Source organism: Achromobacter sp. SD115 (assembly GCF_017355315.1).
Taxonomy (GTDB): domain Bacteria; phylum Pseudomonadota; class Gammaproteobacteria; order Burkholderiales; family Burkholderiaceae_B; genus Achromobacter; species Achromobacter xylosoxidans_B.
This window is the reverse complement of record NZ_JADIJM010000012.1, coordinates 80,872-106,144: the sequence shown is the minus strand read 5'-3', so window position 1 is coordinate 106,144 and position 25,273 is coordinate 80,872. Positions and strand designations below refer to the sequence as shown.

Genomic DNA, 25,273 nt, shown 5'->3' with positions numbered 1-25,273 from the left:
ATCTTGAATTGGCCGCCTGGAGGACAACATGGATTTTGATTTCGATACCGATCAACTGGCCCTGCGCGACAGCATCAGGCGCTATATGAAGGCCGAGGTGGGCCCGCGCATCGCCGCTTGCGAGGCCGACAAGCGCATCCCTGCGGACGTGCTGGAGGGGCTGGCGCCATTCGGCTACATCGGCGGACTGCTTCCGGAGGACGACGGCGGCTTCGGCCTGGATTTCGTCACGTGGGCGATGATGGTCGAAGAGGCCGGGTATTGCTGGGGATCGTTGCGCACCATCCTCAACATCACGAATATCTTCCTGCGCCTCGTCAATGCCTACGGTACGCCGGCCCAGAAAGAGAAATTCCTGCGGCCCGTGCTGGCGTCGGCCAAGAATGTCTGCGTGGCGATCAGCGAACCCAACCACGGCTCCAACGTGGCCGGCATCGAGCTCAAGGCGGAAGACCAGGGCGACCACTATGTGCTGAACGGCAGCAAGCTGTGGATTACCAACGGGGTCAACGCCGACTACGCGATCGTCCTGGCGCGTACCTTCAGCGCCGGCTGCGACGGCAAGCTCTCGCTGTTCCTGGTCGAACGCGAACAGTCGCCCTACGAGGCGCGCCTGGTCGACAAAATGGTCCTGAAAGCGTCCGGCACCGCCGAGCTGCGTTTTGACGGCGTGCGCGTACCCAAGGAGAATCTGCTGGGCGCCGAGGGCACTGCGCTCAAGACCATGCTGACAGGCCTGAACTATGGCCGCCTGAACATCGCAATGGGCGCCGTGGGCGCGGCGCAGGCCGCACTGGATCTGTCCATTGAATACGCCAAGACCCGGCGCCAGTTCGGCCGCCCCATCGGCGAATTCCAACTCGTGCAGAAGCATATCGTCGACATGATGGTCCGCACCGAAGCGGCGCGGGCGCTGGGCTACAAGGCGGCCGTGGCCGTGCAGAAAGGCCTGCCCGCGCGCGTCGAATGCTCCATCGCCAAACTGTACGGCGCCGAAGCCGCGCACGAAGTCGCCAAGATTGCGCTGAGCGTCCATGGCGGCCTGGGCTATTCGACCGAATACCCGTTGGAGCGCATCTTCCGCGATACCAGCGGCGGCACGATACCGGAAGGCACGGCGGAAGTGCAGACGCTGATCGTGGGCCGCGAGGTGCTGGGCCTGTCCGCGATCAACGCGGCGGAGACGGCGAAGTGATGGCAGCGCAGATTGCAGTCGAGACGCCCGCGCCCGGCGCGCTGGCGGACTTGCGCTATTACTGGGACGACCTGCCGCCGGGCCTGGCGGTCGAGACCGCGGCGCGCACCATCACCGAAGCCGACGTCGTCGCCTTCGCCGGCCTGAGCGGCGACTACAACCGCCTGCATACGGATGCGGTCTACGCGGGCCAAAGCAAATTCGGCCGGCGCATCGCGCACGGCATGCTGGTCGGCTCCATCATGTCCGGCCTGAACACCCGCACCGTGCTGAACCAGTGCCTGGAACCGTCGATCCTGGGCCTGCTGGAGATGTCCTATCGCTTCGCCAAGCCCACGTTTGTCGGCGACACGATCAAGGTCAGGATCCTGGTGGCCGGCCGGCGCCTGGCCAGCGATACCAGCCGGGGCGTGGTCGAGTTCGAACGGCAAGGCATTAATCAGCATGGGGAAACGGTATGCGTCTGCAGCGTGAGGATGCTGGTCGCCTGCCGCGCGTCGCAGTCCATTGAACAGATAGTGGAGAAATGAATTGATCAAGACCGAGATCGGGTACACCACCCCGGAAGTCATTACCGTGCGCGGCAAGAACCTGGCCACTGAACTGCTGGGAAAAGTCGACTTCGTCGACATGATGCTGCTGGTGATCTTCAACCGCACACCCAGCGCGGCCGAGAAGACCATGATCAACCATATCCTGGTCACCGCCTGCGACCACGGCTTGACCCCCAGCGCCATGAGCGCCCGGCTGACCTACCTGGGCGCGCCGGAAGCGATGCAGGCCGCCGTGGCCGCCGGCCTGCTGGGCGCGGGCAGCGTCTTCCTGGGCACTACCCAGAACTGCGCCGAGATGCTGGCCGCCGGCGCCGCCGGCCTGTCCGATGACCCGGACGAAGCCGAGTGCGACGCCGCGGCGCGCGCCATGCTCAGCGCCAGCAGGGAAAAGAGGCAGCCTGTCTACGGCATCGGTCATCCCATACATGTGAATGGCGATCCGCGCGTGCCGACGCTGCGCCAGCTGGCGCAGGAGCTGGGCTTTCATGGCAAGCACTGGCGCCTGATGGATGCCGTGCACCGTGTGCTGCTGCAAGACCGGAACAAGAACCTGCCCATGAACGTGGTCGGCGCAATCGGCGCCATCATCTGCGACATGGAGCTGGATCCGATGATTGCGCGCGGCCTCATGCTGGTCGGGCGCGCGGGCGGTTTGCTGGCCCATCTGTACGAAGAGCGCGAGCATCCTATCGGTCAGCACATATGGGATCTGGTGCTGGCGCAGGACGAGCGCAATGTTGCTCCTGTTCGTTGACATGGACTACACTTCCGACGCCGTTTAACCACGCCTTTTCAACTTGCTGCGCTTGTGTCGCAGGCCGATGGCAAACTCCAGGTAATTGAGCGTCATATGCCGACCTTTGTTAGCGCCGCCGCCCGTGCCATGGCGGTATTTGAAGTCTTCGCGCGAGAGAAAAGAGAACTCTCAAATTCCGACCTGGCCCGGCTGCTGGATCTGGCCGACAGCAGCTGCCTGGACCTGCTGCACACCTTGCATCAATTGGGCTACCTGTTCCGCACGCAGTCGCGGCGCTACTACCCGACCGGCAAACTGTTGCTTGCCGTCCAGCAGATAAGCACGGTCGATCCCATCATCCATGCCACGCGCGAAGCGCTCGAGCAGTTGTCCGAGCGTACCGGGGAAACCGCCTACATCGGGCGCATCGACGGCGCCGCGGTCAAGATCGTCGCCGTGCGCGATGGCAAGTATCCGCTGCGCTATATCCTGGGCCTGGGCGAGCGCATTGCGCTGCATGCGTCCGCCATGGGCAAGTCCTTGCTGGGCGGCTTGCCGCCGGAGGCGGCGCGCAAGCTGCTGGCCGCCAAGCCGCTGCGCAAGCTGACGTCCGCCACGGTTACCGAGCCCGATGCGCTCCTGGCCGAAATCGACAAGAGCCGCGAACGAGGCTGGTATCACACTCATGGTGAAGGCGGGGACGGCGCGGACGCGCTGGCCGTGTCGGGTTGGCTGGGCGAAGAATGCGTCGCCATGGCCATCTCGGGCCCTTCCGACCGCTTCCAAAGCAAGCGTGACGAGTACGTCGAGGTCCTGCGCGGCGTCGCCGGGAAAGTCTTCACGCGCGAGCCGTAGGCGGCATCGCGCGGTCGCCGACCGGCCGCTAGGACGATTCTCCCAGTATCGCCGACAGCATCTCCCGGGAGGCTCCGGACAAGGCGGCGGGCGGTGCGCCGGGCTTGCCGTTTGCGCCGGGTTGCAGCGTATCCAGCAGTGCGGAAAGCGCCAGCGTCAACGAAGCATTGTCTTGCCCGGCGGGGGGCGTGCCCGCGCCTGCCGCCGCCGATTTCGCCAGCAGGAGCCTCGCGGCGTCCAGCGGTTGCGCAACGGGACTGTTCCTGGCGGCCGCGGCTTTCTGCCTGTCCGCCACCGCGGACGTGATGTTCTGGCTCTTGCCGTCGCCGGCAGCGGATTTCAGGGACTTCTTCCTGGCCTTCCACTTTTCCCTTTCGCTGGAGTAGGCCGCCAGCAGCGCGAAACGGTCGCGCTCGATCAGCAGCGGCGAGCCCGCGATGTCGACCGCCAGCGACTGAAACGCGGCGCGCGCGGCCACGGCGTTGTCGCTCAGCAGGGCCGTGGTCGTCTCGGTCCATTTGCGATGGAACGGCAGGGCCGCGGCGGCGCTGAACATGTCCTCTCCCAGCGTGGCGCGCTGCTCGAAGGCCAGCACCAGGTAGTCCACGTCGTTCACGGGCTCCAGGCCGCCGCTTCCATTCTGCCGGTGCAGCACGCCGTCCACCAGTTGCAGTCCTTGCAGCCTGTCTTGCGAGTCGGTGCCCGCCAATACGCGATAGCCGCTGCGGCGCAGCGCCAAGCCGTCGAAGACGCCGAAGCGGATGCTGACGCCATCGGTACCGAAAAGCTTGCTCAGGGGCTTGAGCAGGCCTTCGCCGGCCTTGACGACGGCGCCGCCCACCGCGCCGCCGAACATGCTGACCGTGGTCGCGACGAAGTCGAGTATGCCGCGGGTGAGGCTGCTGTCGCTGAAGCGGCACAGCGCGGCGAACATCTCCAGCCCGTCGCTGTTGTAGGGTACGTTGCGGGCGATATAGACGTCGCGGAACACGACCCTGCCCGCGCCTGATTGCGGCGCCGCCGCGCCCATCGCCTGCTGGATCGCGTCATAGCCTACGACGTATGGAATCTCGCGCTGCGCGCCGGCCTCGGTGTAGCGCAGGAAAAAGGCGCACAGGGGCAGGAAGGCGGCAATGTAGTTGCCGGCATCGGTCAGGCGCATTTCGACCATGCGGACGCTGAAATAGCACTGTCCCGGAATGAAGGCTTCGCCGTTCAGTCCTGCTTCGCCCGCAGCCGCGCCGCCGGGCGGCGGATCGATCTCCGCATAGAAGTTGCGGCCTGCTGGCACGGTCGCCATCAAGGCGCCCACGCCGTCCGCCGAGGTTCCCAGGTCGCCTATCTTGCGCAGCATGCCGAATATGGAAGCCATGATGTCCGTTCCTGATTGCGGTGTCAGTCGCGCACGACCGCCAGCGCGGAAGCCCAGGTGGGCGAGCCCCGGGATTCGTCGTGCGAACCGGCGCAGGCGCGCCGGTAGGCTTCCGCAAATCCCTGGGTATTGGCGGGATCGAAATAGGCGGCATAAAAGCGCCTGATGAAGCGCGCGCAGGTTTTTTCCTCGACCTGCCAGCGGAAGGCCAGCACGCCCATGGCGCCAGCCCGCATGACCTCCAGCGCCGTCCGCACCGAGGCGCCGCGGCATGACGACAGCACCAGCAGCTTGCAATTGCCGGCCTTCATCCAGCGGCCCACCAGGCGTATGGACAGTTGCAGGCCCTCGCCTTCCCTGCTGCCCGGCAAGACCAGCATGGTGCTGTCGCGCACCGAGTGGGCGTGGCCGGAGAAATGCAGGATGTCGTAGCCGCCGCCAGTCACCTTTTCTTCCAGATAGTCCTGCAGCGCGTATCCGGTCAGGGGCGGCACGTCCTCGACCACCAGGCGGCCGTCCAGGCGCTTGGCCAGGGCCTGCAGGTTCTCGAGTTCGTCGGCGACCGACTCCAGCGGAGGCAGCGTGACGCTCGGGATATCGTCTCCGCCATCTTCCGGCTGGAACGAAATGGTGCCGCTGAAGTTCGCGCCGATGAAAAGCAGGCGCACGGGGCCGGCTGGCCGGGACGCCGTCTGCTCCCAATCGCTGGCGGAGTCCATGCCCTCCATGTGCAGGCGGCGGGCCATGGGGATGCGCTGGCACAGGTAGCGCCTGTCATTGGCCTTGAAATCGGCATTGCAGCTCAATTCGAACGGCAGGCTGAAGAAGGCGGCGCTCTGATGGTCCGACACATTGAAATCGAATCGCAGGTCCATCCAGGCGAGCCCATCGCCGGACGAGACGCCTTCCTGGTCGCGGGCGCGCTGGATCAGCGTGGCGATGGGCGGCCCCACGGTTTCGGCCACCATTACGTCGAACGCCTGCCTGCCCATGTCGCTGAGCGACTCCAGCCAATCGGCCACTCTCTGGTTGTCGAGATAGGGCGAGAACTTCTCGACGCGCGTCAGCAGCGCGGCGATATCGGGTTGCCGCTTGTAGGGCATTTCCGGTGACCTGAAGTCGTGCGGGCCGAACTGGATCCGGTAGCGGACCGATTTTTCGGCAACTTCTATGACCAGCCGGCGGCGTTGCGTAGCGGCCGCCACGCTGTCCAGCACCACGGCGAGGTCTGCGCCGCCGTCCCGCTTCTTGCCGATCTCGTTGCTCCACATCAGCCTTTCGGGCCGTTCCAGCACGCAACGCTGCACGGCTTCGGAGGGGGCTTCGGTCACGACCAGCACGGGTACGGGTGCGTGTTCGGCCAGCCAGTTGAGCAGCTCGACAGCCGCCGCGCCGCTCTTTTTCCTGGTGGCTTGGGGCGCCGGCTTGGCGTCGATGATCATCAGGCCCGGCAGCGTTCCGCAACGCTCGATCTCCTGCCGCGCGTTCTCCAGGTTGAAGACGTGCCGGAAAGGGGCGCCGACGAAGGGCTTGATGCGCGGGTACTTCTGCTCATGCCGCTGCAACTGCTCGATGCGGTCCGCCCAGCATTCCTCGTCGACATCGTCGCCGCCAGCTAGCAGGATCCAGTTGTTGTTCTGTGCAGGCTGTTCCATTGCCGCCTCCATCAACCCGACCGGGAAGGAAAGCGCAGGGTGAACGAACGCCATGGCGGCAGGACCGATTCATATGCCTCCGCGGGCGGCATCGCCGACCCGGCCAGGGGCGGCTGCGTCGCCAAGGTGCCGCCGTGGGCCTGCATGGTGCGCACGATCTGGGCGATGGCCAATCCGGCGCCATCATGCGCCGCGCGCTCCGCGTTCAGCAGCGCATCGTCGGGCACAGCGTGCGCGCGCTGGTCCGTGTCCCAGTCTTGCGCGGCGCTCAGCCCCAGTTGTACCGAGCAGCCGTCAGGGTCGTCGCTGATGTCGATTTCCACCCGGGCGTTGTCGGAGCGGCAGCGCAGCAGGTAGGCAAGAATGGACCGGAAGGCGGCGGACAGTGCCTCGGCGTCGGCGTGCACCATGGGTCCGCCGCCGGCGCCCACCTGGGCCAATGGCGCGATGCGGCCTTGGTCGCGCTGCGGCAAGGCGGCGATGATCCGGGTCAGCAACGCATGCAGCGCCACGCGGGCATGCTCGGGCGGAGCCTGCTGGCGCGCTTCGCTGGCGCTGGCCAGCCGCTCGAAGGTGATGTCGGCCTTGCCGATTTCCGCCACGATGCGCTGGCTGAGGGCATGGGCCCGGGTGACGATGGCCTCGGGTTGTTCGCCGCGCGCCGCGTCCTCGTGCAGCAATGCGGTCTGCGTGGTCAGACTGCAGGCCAGCGCCAGCGACGTCCGGGTCTGGTCGGCGATCTCGGCCACGGTTTCGCGCAGGAAGCGTATGTCGCGCGCCCATCTCATGTCGGCGATGTCGGTGAAGAACCAGATGGCCATGTCCAGGCTGGGATCCAGGTCCGTCCGGGTCGCCAGCACCGAGCGCGGCTGTCCGCCCGCGCCGCGCAGCTCGATGCGTTCGCGCCGGACGCCCGCATCCGAACTCAGCAGCGCGTGCGCCGACGCGTCGTCGGGCAGCGCAAACGCCGTGATCGACACCGGGGTCTCGCCTTCGAGGCAGCGGCCGGGCTCGGTGCCCAGCATGTCGGCCGCGACGCGGTTCATCTCGATGATGGAGCCCTCGCGACCCACGAACACGACCGCTTGTTCGGTCTCGGCCATCAGGCTCTGCTTGGTCTGCCGGAGCAGATGCTGGTCCAGCCCTTCCTCCAGCGACTCGATGATCTCCAGCAGGTCGTCGGCGTCGGGTCCCTTGAACGCGTGCGATACCGAGGACTCCACGTCCAGCAGCCAACGGATCCGGCCGTTCAGGCGGATCGGCACCGTCATGGCCGAGCGCAGCGGCCGCGGCGGACCGGTGTAATCGTTCCTGGGATCCGCGGGGTCGCCCACGTCGTCCAGCGACAGCAGTTGGCGCTGGCGCAGCGTCTGGCCCAGCATGCCGCGCTCGATGGGCTGCAGGTAATCCGCAGGCAGGGCGTATTCGGGCGCCAGGCTGTGTTGGGTGACGATCTCGTACCGGCTTTGCTTGCGGTTGACGCGGAACAGCGCCACGTAGTCCCAGGAGAAGAACTGCGCCAGTCTGGGCACGATGTCTTCCGCCGCCCTGCGCAAGGAGGCGGCCGTCATGATCGTCTGCCGCAATGATTCGGCGAAGGCGGCGCGCTCGTCGTCGCGCTCTTTCTCGAAGCGCATCAGCACCGGCTCCAGGTCCAGGGCGCGCAGGATCTCCAGGTGGCGTTGTCCGTACTGCGCCGGTTGGCGCGAACACAGGCTCAGCGCCGAGCTGTAGCCGCCCGGGCGCGTGACGGGCAGGGTGACGCTGGCCTGCATCCCCATGTCGCTGTAGCAGCGTACGACCTCGTCGCCTGGCTCGAAGCGCTGGTCGCTGACGAAGCGGTCCATCTCTTCGACCCAGGTCTGGCCGGAATCCAGGAACGGTCGGATCGCGGGCGGCAGTTCCATCCAGCGCGCCGGCCACAGCTCAACCCCTTCGGGCCGTACCGCGATCGCGCGGAACAGCGACACCTGCCTGTCGTAGATGCCGAACACCGCGTGCTCGAACGGCACCAGCGGACGGATCTGTTCCAGGATGGCGTCGAGCTTGAGGCGCCAGCCGCTGATGGACGGATCCAGCGCGATGCGTCGGATCTCGTCGCGGGCGGACTCCAGCGCCCGCGACTGGATGACGGCGATCACGCCCAGCAATTCGCCGTTGGGCGCGGGGTCTGGCGTCATTACCAGCTGGAACAGTTTTTCTTCGCCATCGCGCCCTGGCATGGTGACAATCACGGCCACCATGGAATCGCCCTCCTGGTTGCGGGCGCAGCAACGGATGGCATCGGCGATGCGGGGTGCGTCGCTCTTGCGGAAATGGCGGGCCAGGGGCTCGCCGCAAACCTCGTCGAGTTTCTGGCCCAGCGCGCGCGCCGCCTCGCGGTTGGCGAAGCGCACCACGCCGTCCAGATCCAGGCGGAACACGGCATAGGGCGTGCGTTCAAAGCGGCGCGACTCTGCTTTCCTGAAGGGCGTGCCGTCGTTGACCAGCACGACGATCTCGCCGCTTTCCAATTCGCACAAGGGCACCAGTTGCGCGGGCACGGGCGCGCCGTCCGCGGCCTGGTAGATGCCGCCGACCGCGCCGCTGCCCATGGTCAACGGTTCGCCCAGGCCGTAGGCCTCGGCGGCGGCGCGGCCGCGGAACGCCTGGGCGCTGGGCGCGAGCGTATCGCTGACGTCGACGATGGCGCCGTCCCGGTCCAGCAACAGGCAAGGTACGCCCGCCCGCGACATCACCCGCAGCATTGCCGCGGGATCGCCCGGGATGGAGCCGGATGCTGGCACGCGTACTTGCGCACCCTCCTCCAGGTCCGTCTGCGCCTGAGGAAACTCAAACATATCGAAGCCCTCCCTGCTTGCCGCCCTTGCTGGCGCGGCCGCCGGCTCAACGCTTGATGAATGCAATGATCTGCTGCTGGGTGCCCTTGTCGTTGTCAAAGCCGCCGTGCGTGCTGGCCGCCACGGGCGGGTTGGTGGAGCCGGGCGCGGGACTGCCGGCGGGCGAGACGTGCACGGCGTCGCACGCAATGCCGGCATCGCGGAAATAGCGCTCCATGCCGAGCAGCGGCGTGGTGGTGCCGCCTTCGAAGGACTCGCTCACCAGGTAGAGCAGCGAGCGCCGGTACGGGCCGCAAGTGGGATCGTCTTCCTCGGCCCGGTCGGAAAGATGGAACTGCTGATAGCGCTTTACCCGCGTCTTCAGGTTCGGCACGACCAGCTTGCGGAAGGTGTCCAGCGTGACCGCCGGGGCCATCAGGTTGAGCGATTCCAGTTCGCCGCCGTCGGCCGCCAGCCGGTGCACGAAGTGGCTGGCGACGATGGCGCCGGCCGAGTGGCCGACGATGTGCAGGCGCACGCGCCCCTGGCTGACGTGCGCCTTGAAATGCTTGTACAGCATGATCATCGCCGCTTCTTCCTGCGCCATGCCCTTGGGAACGGGGGCGCTCATGGCCTGGGCGTTCTGCTTCATTTCGCCCCAGATCACCGTACCCGGCCGCGCCAGCCAGCGTTCCAGGCGCTGGTTCCACCAACGCTCCAGCCGCTCGCCCAGGCCGCCGGTGGTGCGCGGCACGCTGTGGGCGGCGTCCTGGATGATGTTTTTCACGGTGGTGATGAAGTCCGTCTCCCACATCAGGAAGACCGGGAAGATCTGCTTCTCGTAGAGCAGCGGTATCCATTCGGCGGCGGCCTCCGCCGCATCCTCTTCGCCGACCAGGCCGCCGTGCGCATACACGCATACGTCCATGGGCTTGTCCTTCAAGCCCCACTTCTCGCGCGCGGCGTTCATGTGCACGTCGACGATGGCGCGCAGATCGTCGGGCGTGGTCCGGAACGCGCCGCTGTTGCTGAGCTTGCCGTTGTTGCCCACGTTGACGATGAAGGGCGAGATTTCACGGTTGCGCAGCACCGTGCCCGCGGCCAGGGTGACCCGCTTGCCTTCGGTGCGCAGCGTGATGCTGTTCGAGATCTTGGTGTGCTCATGCGTGACCACGCCCAGCTGCACCACCCAGCAATCCATGGCGTTGCGCATCCAGTCGTCGTAGGTCAGCACCGCCATGCCGTGGGTGCCCCATTCTTCGCCCCAGGAGTTCTGGATCAGGAAACCGTCCTGGGTATAGCCGACGATGACAAAGGCGTGGCCGTCGGTGGCGGAATCCTGCGGGTCGGGCGGAATGATCCAGAACGGCTGGGCTCCGGGCGTGGACGGCGCCTTCAGCGGGGTGACGCCATGGCCATCGTCCCAGCCGGCGTGGCAGCCCGCGCTGGCGTACAGAATGCCGACCTCGTTGAGCGCGGCGTGCATTTCGACGATGTTGCGCGTGTCGATGCGGTAGTAGGCGCCCAGCGGACGCTTGACGGCATCCAGCCACCAGTCGTCGGCGGTCTCGTTGGCCGCGGCCGGCATGTTCAGGGTCGGAAACAGATCCTGGGCGCAGGCGCCGTGCTTGAACCAGCCTTTGAGCGCGCCGCGCAGGCTCGATCCCGTGTCGTCGACGGAACCCGGGAACTCGTCGTAGCGCCTGGCCATGGAATACAGCATGAACGGCGAGATGGCCGGGCGCGGTTCGCGCTCCGACTTGCGCAGCAGATACTCGACCACGGTGGACAGGGCGAAGCCGGTGCAGGCCGAGGTGTCTTCCTGATGCTTCACCGTCAACCCCATGGCGGGAATCATCTCGGTCTTGGGGGCGACCGAGATATTGGGGTGGAACGGAATGTCGCGGACATCGAAGGCGTCGGGCTTGGCCGTGCGGCGAAACGGCAGCGCGGGCGGCAGGCTGCGGCTTTTACGCTTTGGAGCGGATCGGGGCGTCTTGCCGGCGGCGGGCTGCCGCGTTGCCACCGTCTTGCGTGCCGAGGCGGCATGCCCCGCTTGCTTCTTTGCAGCCATGGCGTACTCCAGTGGAGACAGGCTTTCAGCGCGAGGGCGGCGTTTGCAGGCAAGACGACATGACGACAGTAATGATTGCGCCCGTAGCTGCGATATATAGGCGCGCCTAAACCAGTTCGCTAGTATCCGAAAGTATTACCCCTTGAATTTGAAATAGTGCATTTTCACTATTCGAGGCTTAATCCCACTGCGCCGCCAGGCCTTCCGGGCTGACTTCACGGCCGTTGCGCTCCAGCGCCGCGATCTGCGCCATGTCCGCCTCCGTCAGCCGCAGGTCCTGGGCCAGCAGGTTGCTGGCCAGGTTTTCGCGCTTCGTCGACGAGGGAATCACGGAGTAGCCCAGTTGCAGGGCCCAGGCCAGCACGACTTGCGCGGGCGTGGCGTCATGGCGTTGGGCGATCTGGCCGATGACCGGATCCTTCAGCACCTTGCCGTAGGCCAGCGTCATGTACGACGTGACCGGGATGTCTTGTTCCTGCAGGAAGGCGGCGAGCTTGCGGTTCTGCAGGTAGGGGCTGAGTTCGATCTGGTTGGTGGCGATCTGCTCGCGGCCCACGGCGGCGATGGCGGCGCGGGTTTCGGCGATGGGGAAGTTGGAGATGCCGATCTGGCGGGTCAGGCCCTGCGCCTTGGCCTCGGCCAGCGCAGTCATGAATTCCTCGATGGCGACGCCGTTGCCGGGCGCGGGCCAATGGATCAAGGTCAGGTCCGCGTAGTCGCTGCGCAGCTTGGCCAGGCTGTCTTGCAGGCTGGGGATGAGCTTGTCGCGGGCGTAGTGGGGGACCCAGATTTTGGTGGTGACGAACAGCGCATCGCGCGGCACGCCGGATTCGGCGATGGCCTGGCCGACCTCGGCTTCGTTCTCGTAGATCTGCGCGGTGTCGATGGCACGGTAGCCGAGGTCCAGCGCGTTGCGCACGGAATCGATGACGGCCTGGCCTTGCAGGCGGAAAGTGCCGGCGCCGAAGGCGGGAATGCTCATGGGTAACTCCTTTGGGGATTCAGGGCTGCGGACGCAAGCGTCCGGGAATGCCTGCAGTGTGCCCGTCCGATACTTGCGGAAAAAGTCCGGTATGCACGAAAGACTTTTGATATAAATGCAAGAATGAAGACGACGCTAGACGAAATGCAGGTCTTTATCGCCATCGTGGACAGCGGTTCCATCACTGCTGCCGCGGATGTGCTGGGACAGACCGTTTCCGCCGCCAGCCGGACCATGAGCCGGCTGGAAGAGAAGCTGCAGACCACGCTGATGCGCCGGACCACGCGTCGGCTGGAACTGACCGAGGAAGGCCGGGCCTATCTGGAGCAGGCGCGCAAGATCGTGGCCGCGGTGGAGGAAAGCGAGGAACTGATGAGCCTGCGCCGCAACCAGCCGGCCGGGCTCTTGCGCGTGGATGCGGCATCGCCCTTCATGTTGCACGTGATCGCGCCGCTGGTGCCGGGCTATCGCCAGCGCTATCCGCAGGTGGAACTGGAACTGAACAGCAACGAAGGCAATATCGACCTGCTGGAGCGCCGCACCGACCTGGCCATCCGCATCGGGCGCCTGAAGGATTCATCGCTGCACGCGGTGCCGCTGGGGCATAGCCGCGTGCGCGTGCTGGCCAGCCCCGGCTATCTGGCCGCGCATGGCACGCCCAGGCGCGTGGCCGACCTGGCCTCGCACGTCTTGCTGGGCTTCAGCCAGTTGGAAGCGCTGAATGAATGGCCTCTGCTGGAGGCTGATGGCCAGCCTCTGCACATCAAGCCGCAAGTGCGCGCCTTTAGCGGCGAGACCTTGCGGCAGCTGGCCTTGAACGACGGCGGCGTCGTCTGCCTGTCCGACTTCATGACGCGCGGCGACCGCGAAAGCGGCGCCTTGCAGCAACTGCTGGTGAAGCAGACGCAGGACCTGCGGCAGCCGATCAACGCGGTTTACTACCGCAACACCGCGATCTCCTCGCGCATCAAGTCCTTCATCGACTACATGGTCCAGGCGCTGGACCCGCGCGGCTTCGAGTAGCGGCGCAAGCGCCGCTGGTTCAAGCGCGTTCGCCGCTGGCCGATTCGTACACCAGCGTCGCCAGCGTCAGGTCTTCGAGCGCGCTGCCCACGGCCTTGAATACGGTGATTTCCTGGCCATCGCAGCGGCCGGGCAGTTCGCCGGCAGCCAGCTGGTGCAGGTCGCCGCGGATGTCTTCGCGTTTGAGCGTGCCGGCCTCGAAGGCGGCCAGCAGGTCGCCGGACTTGGTGGGCGCTTCGCTGGTGTCCACGTAGACCGAGGTGCCGTCGAAGCAGGCCGCGTCAGTCTCGCGCATTTCGGGTTTGAAGCTGCCGATCAGGTCCAGGTGCACACCCGGACGCAGCCAGGCACCGTGGATCAGCGGCACGGTGGACAGGGTGGCGCAGCTGATGATGTCGGCCTGGCGCGCGGCGCTCTCCAGGTCGCTGGCGGCCGCGGCATCGAAACCCTGCGCGCGCAGTTCACTGGCCAGCTTTTCAGCGCCCGCGGCGCGCACGTTCCATACCAGTACGCGCTGTATCGGACGCACGCTGCGCATGGCTTGCGCCACCAGGCCGGCGATGCGGCCGGAACCAACGATCAGCAGCGTGCTGGCATCGGCGCGCGCCAGATAATCCGCGCCCAGCGCGGCCGCGCCCGCCGTGCGGTAGGCGGTGACGATGTCGCCGTCCACCTGGGCGATGGGCACGCCGGTGGTGGCGCTGTACAGGTTGTAGGTGGCATGCAGGCCCGGCAGGCCCAGGTGCGTGTTCTCGGGGAAGATATTGATGATCTTCACGCCGAAGTAGCCGCGGTCGCTCCAGGCCGGCATAATCAGCGAGGTGCCGTGCGCATTGCCCGACTGGATGGCGTGGACATGCCGCGGCGGCACGGTGGCGCTGCCGCGGAAGGCTTCCCGCAGGGCGGGAATGACGGCGTCGAAGGACAGGGCGTTGCGGGTTTGTTCGGTGTCGATGAAGCGCATGGGGTTCCTGCCTGCTGCGGGTCGGTCTGTCTGAGGGCCAGCAGGCAGTCTAGCAGCGCGGGCGGGGTCCGCCCGCGCCGCGTCGCGGTGGGGTGCAGTGTCTAGTCGATGGCAGCCGTGGGCAGCGGATCGCCGGCTCCGGTGCGTTCGACGATGAGCTTGTAGTGCTGCGGGTTGCGGTGCTTGGCGAAATTGAACACGTGGTCGCGGAAGGCCTGGCCCATGGCCAGGTCGATGTTGGCGGTGATCACTTCGTCTTCTTCGCTGCTTGCGCGCGCCACGATCTCGCCGGACGGCGCAACGATCATGGAGCTGCCTATCATGTGGTGGCCGTCTTCATGGCCGCACTTCGCGGCGGCACCGACCCAGACCGCGTTCTGATAGGCGCTGGCCTGCAGCACGATCTCGTGCGTGGTGGTGCGCAGATGCGCGGGCTCGTTCCAGTGGATGTTCAGGGACGGCGTGTTGTAGCCCAGCACGATCAGCTCGGCGCTTTGCAGCGACATGACGCGATAGGTCTCGGGCCAGCGGCGATCGTTGCACAGGCACATGCCGATCTTCACGTCATTGGTTTCCCAGACGCCAAAGCCCAGGTCTCCGACTTCGAAGAATTTCTTCTCCAGGTGCTGGAACGGCGCGCCGACCTTATGGTCCGAGTGGCCTGGCAGGTGGATCTTGCGGTACTTGCCGATGATCTTGGCGCTGCGGTCCACCAGGATGGCGGTGTTGAACTGGCGGCCTTCGGGCGTCAGTTCGGCATAGCCCAGGTAGAAGCCTATGCCCAATTCGCGCGCGGCATCGAACAGCGGCTGCACGTCGGCGTTGGGCATGCTTTTTTCAAAGTAGCGATCGACGGCTTCGGCGTCTTCCATCCAGTAGCGCGGGAAGAACGTGGTCAGCGCCAGCTCGGGGAAGACGACGAACTCCGCCTTGCGGGCGGCGGCCTCGCGCATCATTTCCACCAGGCGGCGGACCACGGCGGCGCGCGTATCGGCAAGGTTCACTGCGCCCATCTGGGCGACCGCCAGGCCCATCTTGCGGGCGGGGTATGCATTACTCACGATGTGGATCTCCAGGCTGAAGGCGCAAGCATGCATGCGCGGGCGGAAATCCGGAACTGCTGTGGGGGCTGGCGGCGCGCGTCGTCAAATGCGCCCGGGTTTACTCCAAGGCTCTGATTCAACGGGGAATTTCATCGCACGGAAAGAGGCCGCCCGGCGTCATGCATAACCCGGCGTCATGGAGTCCATGCAAAGTTTTATATCGGGTTTCCCCGTATGCCGGCGCTCAAAGGGCCTTGAAGGTCTTGAGATGGATGCTGGTTTCGGTGGCGGCGATGCCCTTGAGCGTGCGCAGGCGGTCCAGCACTTCGGACAGCTGGTCAATGGTGGGCACGCGCAGTTCGGCCAGCAGGTCCCAGCGGCCGTTGGTGTCGTGCAGGCCTGCCACGCTGGGCTCGCCCATCAGCAGGCTGACGATCTTGCGGGTTTCATGGCCTTCGACGGCGATGCTCATCCAGGCGACGATGTCCTCGGTCTCGACTTCGGGGCGCAGCCGCACGGTATAGCCGCGGATGATGCCCCGCTCTTCCAGTTTGCGGATGCGGTTGTCGACGGTGCCGCGCGAGACGTCCAGCTTCTTCGCCAGGGTGGCGACCGACATGCGGGCGTCGACGCGCAGCAGGCCGAGCAGGTTCTGATCTAGCGTGTCCATTGTGAAAATTGCTATTTATGGCTGTCAGAATGGCAGAATCTTAGCGTTTTGTGTGGATTGTTGTCACTATTAATTGGTTTGCTCATCCCCCAGAATTTCCATTCCATAACTCGGGGAGAACAAATTGACGACGCTGCTTTCAACTTCCGACGTGGCCAAAATCGTGGCCCTGCAAGGTCCGCGACAGGTCTTCGCCGGCCTGCTCGACTACCTGCTGGCGGACTTTCTGCGATGGCAGGAGTTCGACAAAAGTGCGCGGGTGGCCAGCCATTCGGCGACCGGCGTGATCGAATTGATGCCCACCGCCGACAGCGAGTACTACACCTTCAAGTACGTGAACGGCCATCCCGGCAATCCGCAGGCCGGCCTGTCTACCGTGATGGCGTTTGGCGCGCTGGCGCAGGTCAGCACGGGCGAGCCGCTGCTGATCAGCGAACTGACCTTGACCACCGCGCTGCGCACGGCCGTGACCTCGGCCCTGGCGGCGCGCGCGCTGGCCCGGCCGGACTCGCGCAAGATGGCATTGATCGGCAACGGCGCGCAAAGCGAGTTCCAAGCCCTGGCCTTCCATTACCTCCTGGGCATCGACACCCTGCACGTCTATGACGTGGACGCAGGCGCCACACGCAAGCTTGAAAGCAATCTGGCTTCAGTGCCCGGCTTGCGCGTGGTGCGTTTCGATAGTGCGGCTGAGGCGGTCCAGGGCACCGACATCGTCACCACGGTGACGGCGGACAAGGCCTACGCCACCATCCTGACGGCGGATATGATCGAGCCCGGCATGCACCTCAACGCCGTGGGCGGCGACTGCCCGGGCAAGACGGAGCTGCACGCGGACGTGCTGCGCGCCGGGCCGGTGTTCGTGGAATACGAGCCGCAGACGCGTATCGAGGGCGATCTGCAGCAGATGCCGGCCGACTTCGCGGTGACGGAACTGTGGCGCGTGCTGACGGGCCAGGCCGCCGGTCGCAAGGACCCGGCGGAAGTGACCATCTTCGATTCGGTGGGCTTTGCGCTGGAGGACTTTTCGGCGCTGCGCTGGCTGCGCGATGCCGCCATCCGCCATGGCGTCGGCGCCCGCATCGAGGTCGCGCCGCAATCGCCCGATCCGAAGAACTTGTTCGAGGTGCTGCGGGCGGCTACGCCGGTCCTGGCACGGGCTTAGCGCTAGCGCGCCGGCGTGGTGGAACGCGCCGGCGCCAGCACGATGGCGGCCGCGAATGCGGCCGCAGCCATGTTCACGCGCGGCTGGGCGTTTCAACCGGCGGCGTGCCGTCGTGGAACAGCGACTTCAGTTGCGATCGCAGCTCGGGCGTGTCGGCATGCTTGTGCACCGTGGTTGCATGCTGCACGGCCGCCTCGAGCAGCTCGCCTTCGGAATCCGCCGCGAGGGCTACCGAGCAGTTCATTTCACTGGGGTACTCGCGGCAATCGATGTATTTGCGAGTCATGTGGGGTCTCCCTGCGCGCAGGCTGGCAGGGCCTGCGCAAGAGCATCCGGCGCGCGGCGCGGGACGTCCGGGCCGTTGGCGCGTCGCAGCGGCGGGGGCGGTTTGAAAAGTATAGATCTGGCGCCGCCGATCCGGCGCAATTCGCAAGACGCGGTTCGCACTAGTGCGCGGGCACCGGTGCGAGGGCAGCGCGCTTCAGAAGGTGACGCGCTGCTTCAGGCCCTTGGCGATCATCGCGATGTCGATGTCCTTGCCCGGATTCTTCAGGCAGAAGTCGTACAGCACGGCCACGTAGGCATTGCCCAGCAGCTTGGTGATGGTGCCGGCCGTGGTGGCGGCGATGGTGCCGCCCACCGCGCTGCCCGCGCCGGGGATGAACTTCAACAGCCCCGAGACCACCGAGCGCCCGATCAGCGTGGCGGCGGATGCGCCCAGGGTGGACGTGACCAATGTGGTGATGGCGGCGGTATTCAGTTCCATGCCGAAGGTGATGCCGATCTTGGCGATCATGCCGACCTGGATGGGCACCAGCGCAACGGCGTCCGAAAACGGAATGGGGGCGGCGGCGGCCGAGGCGGCCAGGCCGGCGGCCACGTTGACCTCTATCTCAGCCCGCTTTTTTTTTACTTCCAGGGCCTTCTTGTTGCGGGTGGACAGCGCGTTGGCATAGGCCCGCTGCTGCGCCTCGGGGATATGCAAGGCGGTGGCCTCGATCAGGTTGTCCAGGCCCATGGGCGGCAATTCCGCGTCCAGCTCCTCGATCCATTCCGGCAGCGCGCGCACCGCCACCACCTGCTTGGCGCGCGGCAGCAGCTTGCGCGCCTCATCGACGAAGGGGCTGTTCTTGCGCGCCTTGGTCAGTACCGCCACGACGGGGATGCCGGCGTTGGACAGCATGTCGCACAGTTCGATTTCCGCGTCTTCGACGCGGTGGCTGCTGTCCTGGATGCAGAGCCAGGCCACGTGCAGGTGCTTGTCCTGGTCGTCGGAGGCGGAGCGTTCCCGGATCAGGTCGGCCAACTGCTGGCGCGAGCGCTCGTAGTCGCCGACTTCCAGGCCGCGCGTGTCGATGATGGTGAGCGGATGGCCGGCGCGGGTGAATTCCTGGGTGGACTGAGTGACGGGCTTGCCCGCGCCCGTCTTGGCCAGGTCGCCCCGGAACACGGCGTTGAGCAACGTGCTCTTGCCCACGCCGGTCTTGCCCGCGACCAGGATGTTCACGCGCCCGGCGCCGCGCGTGGCGGTGCTGATGGCGTCCGCGATGGCGTCCTGCAATTGGGGCGTGTCCATGCGGGGCGTGCTCATGAGGTGTGCGGGATGATAGGCATGGGGATGATTCTATCGAGAAACGCGCGCGGCCATCAGGCGCCGCCGGAGACGCCGTAAAGATGGGCCGGTTCGGGGAAGGTCCGCGTCCGGACTTCGCCCGCATAGGCTTGCGCCGCCTGCTGGATGCGGCCGGCCAGGTCGTCGTAGCGTTTCACGAAGCGTGCGGTGCGGTCGAACATGCCCAGCATGTCGTCCACCACCAGCACCTGGCCGTCGCAGCGGCCGGACGCGCCTATGCCTATGGTCGGGCAGGCGACGGCTTCGGTGATCGACGCTGCCAGCGGCTCGACCACGCCCTCGATCACCAGCGAGAACGCACCGGCATCCGCCACCGCGGCGGCATCGGCGGCGATGCGGGCGTATTCGGCTTCGCCGCGGCCGCGCGCGCCGTAGCCGCCCAGGATGTTCACGGCCTGCGGCGTCAGGCCCACATGGCCCATTACCGGGATGCCGCGCGCGGACAGGTAGGCGACGGTGGGCGCCATGCTCTGGCCGCCTTCCAGCTTGACCGCGGCCGCGCCGGTTTCCTTCAAGATCCGCGCGGCGGACCGGAAGGCCTGTTCGGGGCTTTCTTCATAGCTGCCGAAGGGCATGTCGATGACGATCAGCGCGCGCCGCGAGCCGCGCACCACGGCGGCGCCGTGCGCAATCATCATGTCCAGCGTGACGGGCACCGTGGTAGGTAGTCCGTAGATCGTCTGCGCCAGGCTGTCGCCCACCAGCAGGGCGTCGCAATGCGGGTCCAGCAGCTCGGCCATGCGCGCGGTGTAGGCCGTCAGCATCACCAGCGGCTCCTGGCGCTTGCGCGCACGGAATGCGGGCACGCTCAGGCGGGGCGGGCTGGTCGCAGCCGCAGCGGCGTTCAGGGTGGCGGTCGTAGACATCGAAATCCTTCCTATCCAGGGTTGAGTGCTTGAATCGGGACCTTGCGATACCCGCATCGTAGCGGAAGGCCGTGGGGGCTCGCTTAGCGCATGGCGCCGCCGCGCAGGCAAATCTTTGCGGCAAAACGTAATCGAAATTTTTGCGGCGCGTGATGCCATGCCCTGTGGAAAACGTTCGCAACTAATTTGGGGACGTTTTGGCGGTTACTCAAAAGCGTTACATCTTCATGGGTTCACTCGCTTTTTCGATAGGTCCGTCTGCGTAGAATTCGCCGCTTACAAGCTTATTTCGCGGCTTCCGCGCAACATCGCTCATGCCTAGCCCCGGGCTTATTCCACGCTTGCTGCGTTCGCGTCCGCTGACCAAGAGCCTGCGTTACTTCTATCGCCACACCCGGCCCGCCGCATACCGCCACAACGAAACCCTTTGGCCTTTCGTGACCCTGCAGCGCGACGCGCAGGGGCGGCTGACCGGCTGCGAACTGCGCGGCGTGCAAGGCCCTGCCATCACGCCCCTGGATCGACTGCCGCGCGACATCGGCGCGGACGCCCATCTGATACTCAGCGGCCCGTCCGTTGCCCAGATCGACTACGCGCGCTGTCGGCTGGACGCGGCGATGGGCGTCAACGGCTCGATTGCGCTGCGGCGCCAGCACCCTTCCCTGCGCTTTGACTACTACGCGATGCTGGATGCGGGTTTCGTCAATCGCAGGCGCGAATTGGTGGCGGAAGTGCTGGCGCAGGACCTGACGCTGTTCGTCACGCCCGAGGTCTACCGCTGGATCGGCTTCCTGTTCGACCGCCGTTCCGTGCGCTGCCGCATCGCGCTGTTCGAAGAGGTGCACCAGCGCGCGCTGCAACCGCGCGCCCGTCCCGAAGAACTGGAAGCTCGCCTGGCCGACGATCCCGGCCTGGTGCTGTTCGACGCCCGCAATCCGGTGCATGCGCACGGTTTCAGCCTGGACCCGACGCGCGGCCTGTTCGGCGGCGGCACGGTGGCCTACACGGGCTTGCAGCTGCTGGCGTGGCTGGGCGCGAAAACCATCTACCTGCACGGCCTGGACCTGACGGCCGCGGCAGGACCCCGATTCTATGAAAGCGCGGCAACGCAGCTGTCCACCGCGCTGGACCGGCAATTCTCAGGACATATCGAACCCGCGTTCCGGCAAGCCAGCCGGCTGCTTGGCGAACGCGGGGTCAAGGTCTACAACCTGTCTCCCGCCAGCCGGCTGGGGGACGACGTGTTCGAGAAGCGCGACTGGAGCTGCCTGCTGCCCGTGCAGCCGATTTCGAGTATGACCCCATGAAGATTCTGTACACCAATTTCCACCAAGGCGATGGCGGCGGTCACACCACCTACGTGATGTCGCTGGCGCGCATCCTGTGCGAGAAGTCGCAGGTGACCGTGGCCGCGCCTGCCAGCAGCCGTCTGCTGGCCGAGGCCGCCGCCCTGCCCGGCGTGCGCACGCTGGCCCTGGAGTTCAAGAGCCGCCCGTTGCAGCAGCTGCGCGCGCTGCGCCAGCTGCGGGCCCTGCTGCGCGAGCAACAATTCGACGTGATCCACGCCAACGGTTCCGCCGATCACCGCCTGTGCATGTTGGCGACCGTGGGCATGGGCGCGCGGCGCCCCTTCATGGTCTATACCCAGCACACCGACCGCAGCGCCAACAGCCTGGGCGCGCGGGTACGCGCCAAATGGGGCACCAACCGCGTCATCTGCGTCTGCAGCCACACGTTCCGCCGCATGAAGCAGTCGGTCTTCCGCAACGAGGACCTGCGCGTGGTGCATAACGGCGTGGATACGGAAAAATGCAGCCCGGCCTCGCGGCGCGAGATGGCGCAGGCGCGCGACAGCCTGCTGCCCGAGGGCATGCAGGGCCGGCTGGTCATCGGCAGCAATGCCGGCACCGCGGTCTACAAGAATTGGATGGATATGGTGACCGCCGTGTCCATGCTGCCCGAAAATCAGCGGCGGCAGGTGGTGGTGCTGATCGCCGGCAAGCTGCCGGACGCGGCGCAGATGCAGCGCGTCCTCGAGCTGGGCATGTCGGATCAGGTGGTGTTCACCGGCCTGCTGGACGACGTCGGCCCCTTCCTGTCGGCGTTGGACGTGGGCTTCGTGCTGTCGTCCAAGTTGGAGACGATTTCCTTCGCCTGCCGCGAGATGATGGCGGCGGGCAAGCCTGTCATCGTGAGCGCGGTGGGCGGGCTGCCCGAAAACGTCACCGATGGCCGCGACGGCTGGGTGGTGCCGCCGGCCTCGGTGGGCAGCATCGTGCAGGCGCTGTCGCAGATCCTGGAAAATCGCGAGGCCCTGGGCGTGATGGGCGCCGAGGCGCGCAGCACGGCGCTGCGGGAGTTTTCGCTGACCACGTTCGTCGGCAAGACCGAGCGCGTCTACCGCGAAAGCCAGGCGCAGCCGGCCTGAGGGCCGCGCCCGGCGTTCACCCTTACTCGCTGTACGTCTTGGTGCTGTACAGGCTCGCCGGCAACAGGTTCAGCACCGGCAGACCGCTGGCTGGATCCTTGGCCTGTTTGTCGATGTAGGCCTGGAGCACGTCGGCGTCCAGCACGCCGATGTCCTGGCGGCGCGAGGCAGGCACGTTGGCCAGGGTCTTGTAGCCGTCGCCGCCGGTGGCGTTGAAGCTCAGCACGAACAGCTTGTAGCTGCGGCTCGCGTCCAGCGGCAGCCAGTTGCCGCTGGCCTGGTCACGCACTTCGACGTTGGACACGCGGTTGCCCTGGGCCTGGGCCGCATTCACGTCCCAGCGCAGGCCGCCGGCATACGGATAGGGGCCGGTGGAGCCGCCCGCGCCATACACGGCCTGCATGCCGTCTTCCAGCATGCTCTTGACCTCGGCGCCGGTCACGTCCAGGCGCCAGAGCATATTGCCGAAAGGCACGACCTCGATCACGTTGGCTGCGGTCACGTTGCCCAGCAGGGGTACGCGCACGCCGCCGCCGCTTTGCAGCGAGATGTCGGCGCCGCCGTAGCTGGCGTTGGCCACGTCCAGATAAGCCTGCGCCACCAGTTGCTGGATGTCGCCGCCGCGCAGGCTGACGCTGCCCAGCGTGTTGCAGGCAGCACTGGAGCGGCTGTAGTCGCGCGAGCCGGGACCGCCCGGCACGCGGCGCGAGCACAGTTCTTGCGGCACCGACGCGACCAGGCTGCGGCTGAACTGGTCAACCTTGGCCTTGAACGGCTGCAGCACGGCCGTGGCCTGCGCGTCCGGCGCCTGCATGCGCAGGAAGCCGCTGGCCTGCACGTCGGCCTGGATCGCCGCCTCGTCGGCGGCCGAGGGCGCGGCGCCGGCCACCTTCAGCGGGCCGTCCATCAGCACGTGCGGCGTGCCGGCGCAGGCGGTGACGTCGCCGTTGGCGTCGAAGCTGACCTTCAGTTCGCCCACCACTTGCGAGTACTCCCAAGCCTGCACCAGGCAGACGCGCTTGCCGTCCTTGTCCTGTAGCACGGTGGGATAGGCGCCGGCGGGCGAGCCCACGCCATAGTCCGCCATGGAGGTGGGACCCAGCAGCGTGTGCGAGTCGCCGCCCACCACCACGTCCACGCCGCTCAGCTGCGCGACCACCTGCTTGTCGTAGTCGTAGCCGATGTGGCTCATCACTACGATTTTGTTCACGCCCTGCGCGCGCAGCGCGTCGATCTGCTGTTGTGCCGCCGCGGTCTCGTCGGAGAACACGGTGCCGGCGTCCGGGCTGGAGGATTGCTGGGTCTTGGCGGCAATGGTCAGGCCGACCAGGCCGATGTCCTGGCCGTCGCGCTTGAGGACCACGGCGGGCTTGACCACGCCGGGGGCGCGCGACGGATTCAAGGCCGAGCCCGCGGCGAACGTGACGTTGGCGCTCAGCACGGGCGTCTGGCAGGCGCCGGCATGCAGCAGGTCGATGAAGCGCTTCAAGCCGCTGTCGCCCTTGTCGAACTCGTGGTTGCCCAGGGTCATGGCGTCGAAGCAGACAGTGTTCATCATCGCCGCGTCGGCCTCGCCAGGCTCGCCGGCGCGGTTGAAGTACAGCGTGCCGGTGGTGGCGTCGCCCGCGTGCAGCTTGAGCACGTTGGCGGACCGCGAGGCCAGCGCATTGATCGCGCCGGTCACCCGCGGGAAGCCGCCGGTGTCGGCGTTCACGGCCACGCGCGAGCCGGAAGCGGCCTTGAGCTTCAGGTCTTTTTTCTTGCTGTCCAGGTTGGAATGATGATCGTTGATGTGCAGGATCGTCAGTTCCATCGGCCGGCCAGGGATCGGCTGTTCGGGCTGTTCGACGGGCTTGTCGTCATCGTCGTCACCGCCGCCGCAGCCGGCCAAAAGCGCCAGGGCGCTCAGCATGGCCGCGCCCGCGTTCCTCTTCCACGTGTTCATTCGCGTGTACCCCTCTGTCATCGGAGGGCGAATGGTCGCGGGTCAAGATGACGCGGAAATGAATGACAGTGTTGTCATGTGGCGGGGCGACATGTCGTGCGCCTGTCATGGAAAAGCAACGGGCCCGGCGCATGCCGCACCGGGCCCGTCGTTGCCGCAAAGGTTCGTGCTTAGTAGTGGATGACCGTGCGGATAGACTTGCCTTCGTGCATCAAGTCGAAGGCTTCGTTGATGCGCTCCAGCGGCAGCGTGTGCGTCACGAACGGGTCCAGATCGATCTTGCCGCTCATGGCGTCTTCCACCATGCCCGGCAGCTGCGTGCGGCCCTTGACGCCGCCGAAGGCCGAACCGCGCCAGACGCGGCCGGTGACCAGCTGGAACGGACGGGTGCTGATTTCCTGGCCGGCGCCGGCCACGCCGATGATGATGCTCTCGCCCCAGCCCTTGTGGCAGCATTCCAGCGCGGCGCGCATCACGTGCACGTTGCCGATGCACTCGAACGAGAAGTCCACGCCGCCGTCGGTCATTTCGACGATGACGTCCTGGATCGGCTTGTCGTGGTCCTTCGGGTTGACGCAGTCGGTTGCGCCCATGGCGCTGGCCAGCACGAACTTGTTGGGGTTGGTGTCGACGGCGATGATGCGGCCGGCCTTGGCCTGCACCGCGCCCTGGATCACGGCCAGGCCGATACCGCCCAGGCCGAACACGGCAACGGTATCGCCTTCCTTGACCTTGGCGGTGTTGTGCACCGCGCCCAGGCCGGTGGTGACGCCGCAGCCCAGCAGGCAAACCTTTTCATGCGGGGCGGCCGGGTTGATCTTGGCCAGCGAGATCTCGTTGACCACCGTGTACTCGCTGAAGGTCGAGCAGCCCATATAGTGATAGAGCGGCTTGCCGTCGTAGCTGAAGCGCGAAGTGCCGTCGGGCATGACGCCCTTGCCCTGGGTGGCGCGCACCTTCTGGCACAGGTTGGTCTTGCCGGACAGGCAGAACTTGCATTCGCGGCATTCGGCCGTGTAGAGCGGAATGACATGGTCGCCCGGCTTGAGCGAGGTCACGCCTTCGCCGACTTCGACCACCACGCCCGCGCCTTCATGGCCCAGCACGGCGGGAAACAGGCCCTCAGGGTCGTCGCCGCTGAGGGTGAAGGCGTCGGTGTGGCAGACGCCGGTGTGGGTGATCTTCACCAGCACCTCGCCGCGCTGCGGCGGCGCGACGTCGATTTCAACGATTTCCAGCGGCTTGCCGGGTCCGAATGCGACTGCTGCGCGTGATTTCATAGCTAGGGCTCCAG

At 66.4% G+C, this 25,273-nt stretch carries 21 protein-coding genes; 8 read left to right on the top strand and 13 right to left on the bottom strand.

Annotated features, from left to right (window positions below):
* Nucleotides 1-28: 28 nt before the first annotated feature.
* The 4 genes from IPU70_RS18090 (at nucleotide 29) to IPU70_RS18075 (ending at nucleotide 3,340) form a co-directional block, all read left to right on the top strand.
* Nucleotides 29-1,195 carry an acyl-CoA dehydrogenase family protein gene (locus IPU70_RS18090; protein WP_207469136.1) on the top strand — a complete coding sequence of 389 codons (1,167 nt, stop codon included), beginning with the start codon at nucleotides 29-31 and terminating at the stop codon, nucleotides 1,193-1,195.
* A complete protein-coding gene (locus IPU70_RS18085; RefSeq protein ID WP_207469135.1) occupies nucleotides 1,195-1,725 on the top strand; it encodes a MaoC/PaaZ C-terminal domain-containing protein in 531 nt (176 codons plus the stop codon). Before IPU70_RS18090 ends, IPU70_RS18085 begins: the two co-directional genes overlap by 1 nt.
* 1 nt (nucleotide 1,726) lies before the next feature.
* The gene (locus IPU70_RS18080; RefSeq protein WP_207469134.1) at nucleotides 1,727-2,503 is read left to right on the top strand and encodes a citryl-CoA lyase; all 777 of its coding nucleotides are present in this window, start codon (nucleotides 1,727-1,729) and stop codon (nucleotides 2,501-2,503) included.
* 96 nt (nucleotides 2,504-2,599) lie between these two features.
* On the top strand, nucleotides 2,600-3,340 hold the full coding sequence (locus tag IPU70_RS18075) for an IclR family transcriptional regulator (RefSeq protein WP_013391022.1): 741 nt from the start codon (nucleotides 2,600-2,602) through the stop codon (nucleotides 3,338-3,340).
* Between the two features lie 28 nt (nucleotides 3,341-3,368).
* Here the strand turns inward: IPU70_RS18075 and IPU70_RS18070 are convergent, their stop codons facing one another.
* The 5 genes from IPU70_RS18070 to dkgB all read right to left on the bottom strand — a co-directional run bounded on the left by IPU70_RS18070 (nucleotide 3,369) and on the right by dkgB (nucleotide 12,242).
* Nucleotides 3,369-4,712, bottom strand: coding sequence for a hypothetical protein (locus tag IPU70_RS18070; protein WP_207469132.1), 1,344 nt, complete (start codon nucleotides 4,710-4,712; stop codon nucleotides 3,369-3,371).
* A gap of 23 nt (nucleotides 4,713-4,735) precedes the next feature.
* A complete protein-coding gene (locus tag IPU70_RS18065) occupies nucleotides 4,736-6,367 on the bottom strand; it encodes a CHAT domain-containing protein (protein ID WP_207469130.1) in 1,632 nt (543 codons plus the stop codon).
* Between the two features lie 11 nt (nucleotides 6,368-6,378).
* On the bottom strand, nucleotides 6,379-9,207 hold the full coding sequence (locus IPU70_RS18060; RefSeq protein ID WP_207469128.1) for a PAS domain-containing protein: 2,829 nt from the start codon (nucleotides 9,205-9,207) through the stop codon (nucleotides 6,379-6,381).
* A 46-nt stretch (nucleotides 9,208-9,253) separates the two neighbouring features.
* On the bottom strand, nucleotides 9,254-11,260 hold the full coding sequence (locus IPU70_RS18055) for a hypothetical protein (RefSeq protein WP_207469126.1): 2,007 nt from the start codon (nucleotides 11,258-11,260) through the stop codon (nucleotides 9,254-9,256).
* 178 nt (nucleotides 11,261-11,438) lie between these two features.
* Complete coding sequence (dkgB, locus tag IPU70_RS18050; RefSeq protein WP_207469124.1) at nucleotides 11,439-12,242, bottom strand: 2,5-didehydrogluconate reductase DkgB; 804 nt, start codon at nucleotides 12,240-12,242, stop codon at nucleotides 11,439-11,441.
* 123 nt (nucleotides 12,243-12,365) lie between these two features.
* Here dkgB and IPU70_RS18045 point away from each other — a divergent pair, with 123 nt between their 5' ends.
* Nucleotides 12,366-13,265, top strand: coding sequence for a LysR substrate-binding domain-containing protein (locus IPU70_RS18045; protein ID WP_207469122.1), 900 nt, complete (start codon nucleotides 12,366-12,368; stop codon nucleotides 13,263-13,265).
* 19 nt (nucleotides 13,266-13,284) lie between these two features.
* Here the strand turns inward: IPU70_RS18045 and IPU70_RS18040 are convergent, their stop codons facing one another.
* The 3 genes from IPU70_RS18040 to IPU70_RS18030 all read right to left on the bottom strand — a co-directional run bounded on the left by IPU70_RS18040 (nucleotide 13,285) and on the right by IPU70_RS18030 (nucleotide 15,942).
* Nucleotides 13,285-14,229 carry an ornithine cyclodeaminase family protein gene (locus tag IPU70_RS18040; RefSeq protein WP_207469120.1) on the bottom strand — a complete coding sequence of 315 codons (945 nt, stop codon included), beginning with the start codon at nucleotides 14,227-14,229 and terminating at the stop codon, nucleotides 13,285-13,287.
* Nucleotides 14,230-14,330: 101 nt separating this feature from the next.
* Nucleotides 14,331-15,263, bottom strand: a complete 933-nt coding sequence (locus tag IPU70_RS18035) for an N-carbamoyl-D-amino-acid hydrolase (RefSeq protein WP_207469225.1) — start codon at nucleotides 15,261-15,263, stop codon at nucleotides 14,331-14,333.
* 253 nt (nucleotides 15,264-15,516) lie between these two features.
* Nucleotides 15,517-15,942, bottom strand: coding sequence for an Lrp/AsnC family transcriptional regulator (locus tag IPU70_RS18030; protein WP_207469118.1), 426 nt, complete (start codon nucleotides 15,940-15,942; stop codon nucleotides 15,517-15,519).
* 124 nt (nucleotides 15,943-16,066) lie between these two features.
* Here IPU70_RS18030 and IPU70_RS18025 point away from each other — a divergent pair, with 124 nt between their 5' ends.
* Complete coding sequence (locus IPU70_RS18025) at nucleotides 16,067-17,107, top strand: ornithine cyclodeaminase (RefSeq protein WP_207469116.1); 1,041 nt, start codon at nucleotides 16,067-16,069, stop codon at nucleotides 17,105-17,107.
* 73 nt (nucleotides 17,108-17,180) lie between these two features.
* On the opposite strand, the gene IPU70_RS18020 is transcribed toward IPU70_RS18025, so the two are convergent.
* The 3 genes from IPU70_RS18020 to panB form a co-directional block, all read right to left on the bottom strand.
* A complete protein-coding gene (locus IPU70_RS18020; protein WP_013391033.1) occupies nucleotides 17,181-17,393 on the bottom strand; it encodes a DUF1059 domain-containing protein in 213 nt (70 codons plus the stop codon).
* 195 nt (nucleotides 17,394-17,588) lie between these two features.
* Nucleotides 17,589-18,698: a YcjF family protein gene (locus tag IPU70_RS18015; protein WP_207469115.1), complete on the bottom strand. Its 1,110-nt coding sequence runs from the start codon at nucleotides 18,696-18,698 to the stop codon at nucleotides 17,589-17,591.
* 56 nt (nucleotides 18,699-18,754) lie between these two features.
* Complete coding sequence (panB, locus tag IPU70_RS18010) at nucleotides 18,755-19,606, bottom strand: 3-methyl-2-oxobutanoate hydroxymethyltransferase (protein WP_207469114.1); 852 nt, start codon at nucleotides 19,604-19,606, stop codon at nucleotides 18,755-18,757.
* A 314-nt stretch (nucleotides 19,607-19,920) separates the two neighbouring features.
* On the opposite strand from panB, the gene IPU70_RS18005 reads away from it, so the two are divergent.
* Both IPU70_RS18005 and IPU70_RS18000 read left to right on the top strand, forming a co-directional pair.
* Complete coding sequence (locus IPU70_RS18005; RefSeq protein ID WP_207469113.1) at nucleotides 19,921-20,913, top strand: hypothetical protein; 993 nt, start codon at nucleotides 19,921-19,923, stop codon at nucleotides 20,911-20,913.
* Entirely contained in the window at nucleotides 20,910-22,034 is a 1,125-nt protein-coding gene (locus tag IPU70_RS18000) for a glycosyltransferase family 4 protein (protein ID WP_207469112.1), read from the top strand. The genes IPU70_RS18005 and IPU70_RS18000 overlap by 4 nt, the downstream gene beginning before the upstream one ends.
* Nucleotides 22,035-22,056: 22 nt before the next feature.
* Here the strand turns inward: IPU70_RS18000 and IPU70_RS17995 are convergent, their stop codons facing one another.
* Nucleotides 22,057-23,979, bottom strand: coding sequence for a bifunctional UDP-sugar hydrolase/5'-nucleotidase (locus IPU70_RS17995; RefSeq protein ID WP_207469111.1), 1,923 nt, complete (start codon nucleotides 23,977-23,979; stop codon nucleotides 22,057-22,059).
* A gap of 170 nt (nucleotides 23,980-24,149) precedes the next feature.
* Nucleotides 24,150-25,259, bottom strand: coding sequence for an S-(hydroxymethyl)glutathione dehydrogenase/class III alcohol dehydrogenase (locus tag IPU70_RS17990; protein ID WP_013391039.1), 1,110 nt, complete (start codon nucleotides 25,257-25,259; stop codon nucleotides 24,150-24,152).
* Between the last annotated feature and the right edge of the window lie 14 nt (nucleotides 25,260-25,273).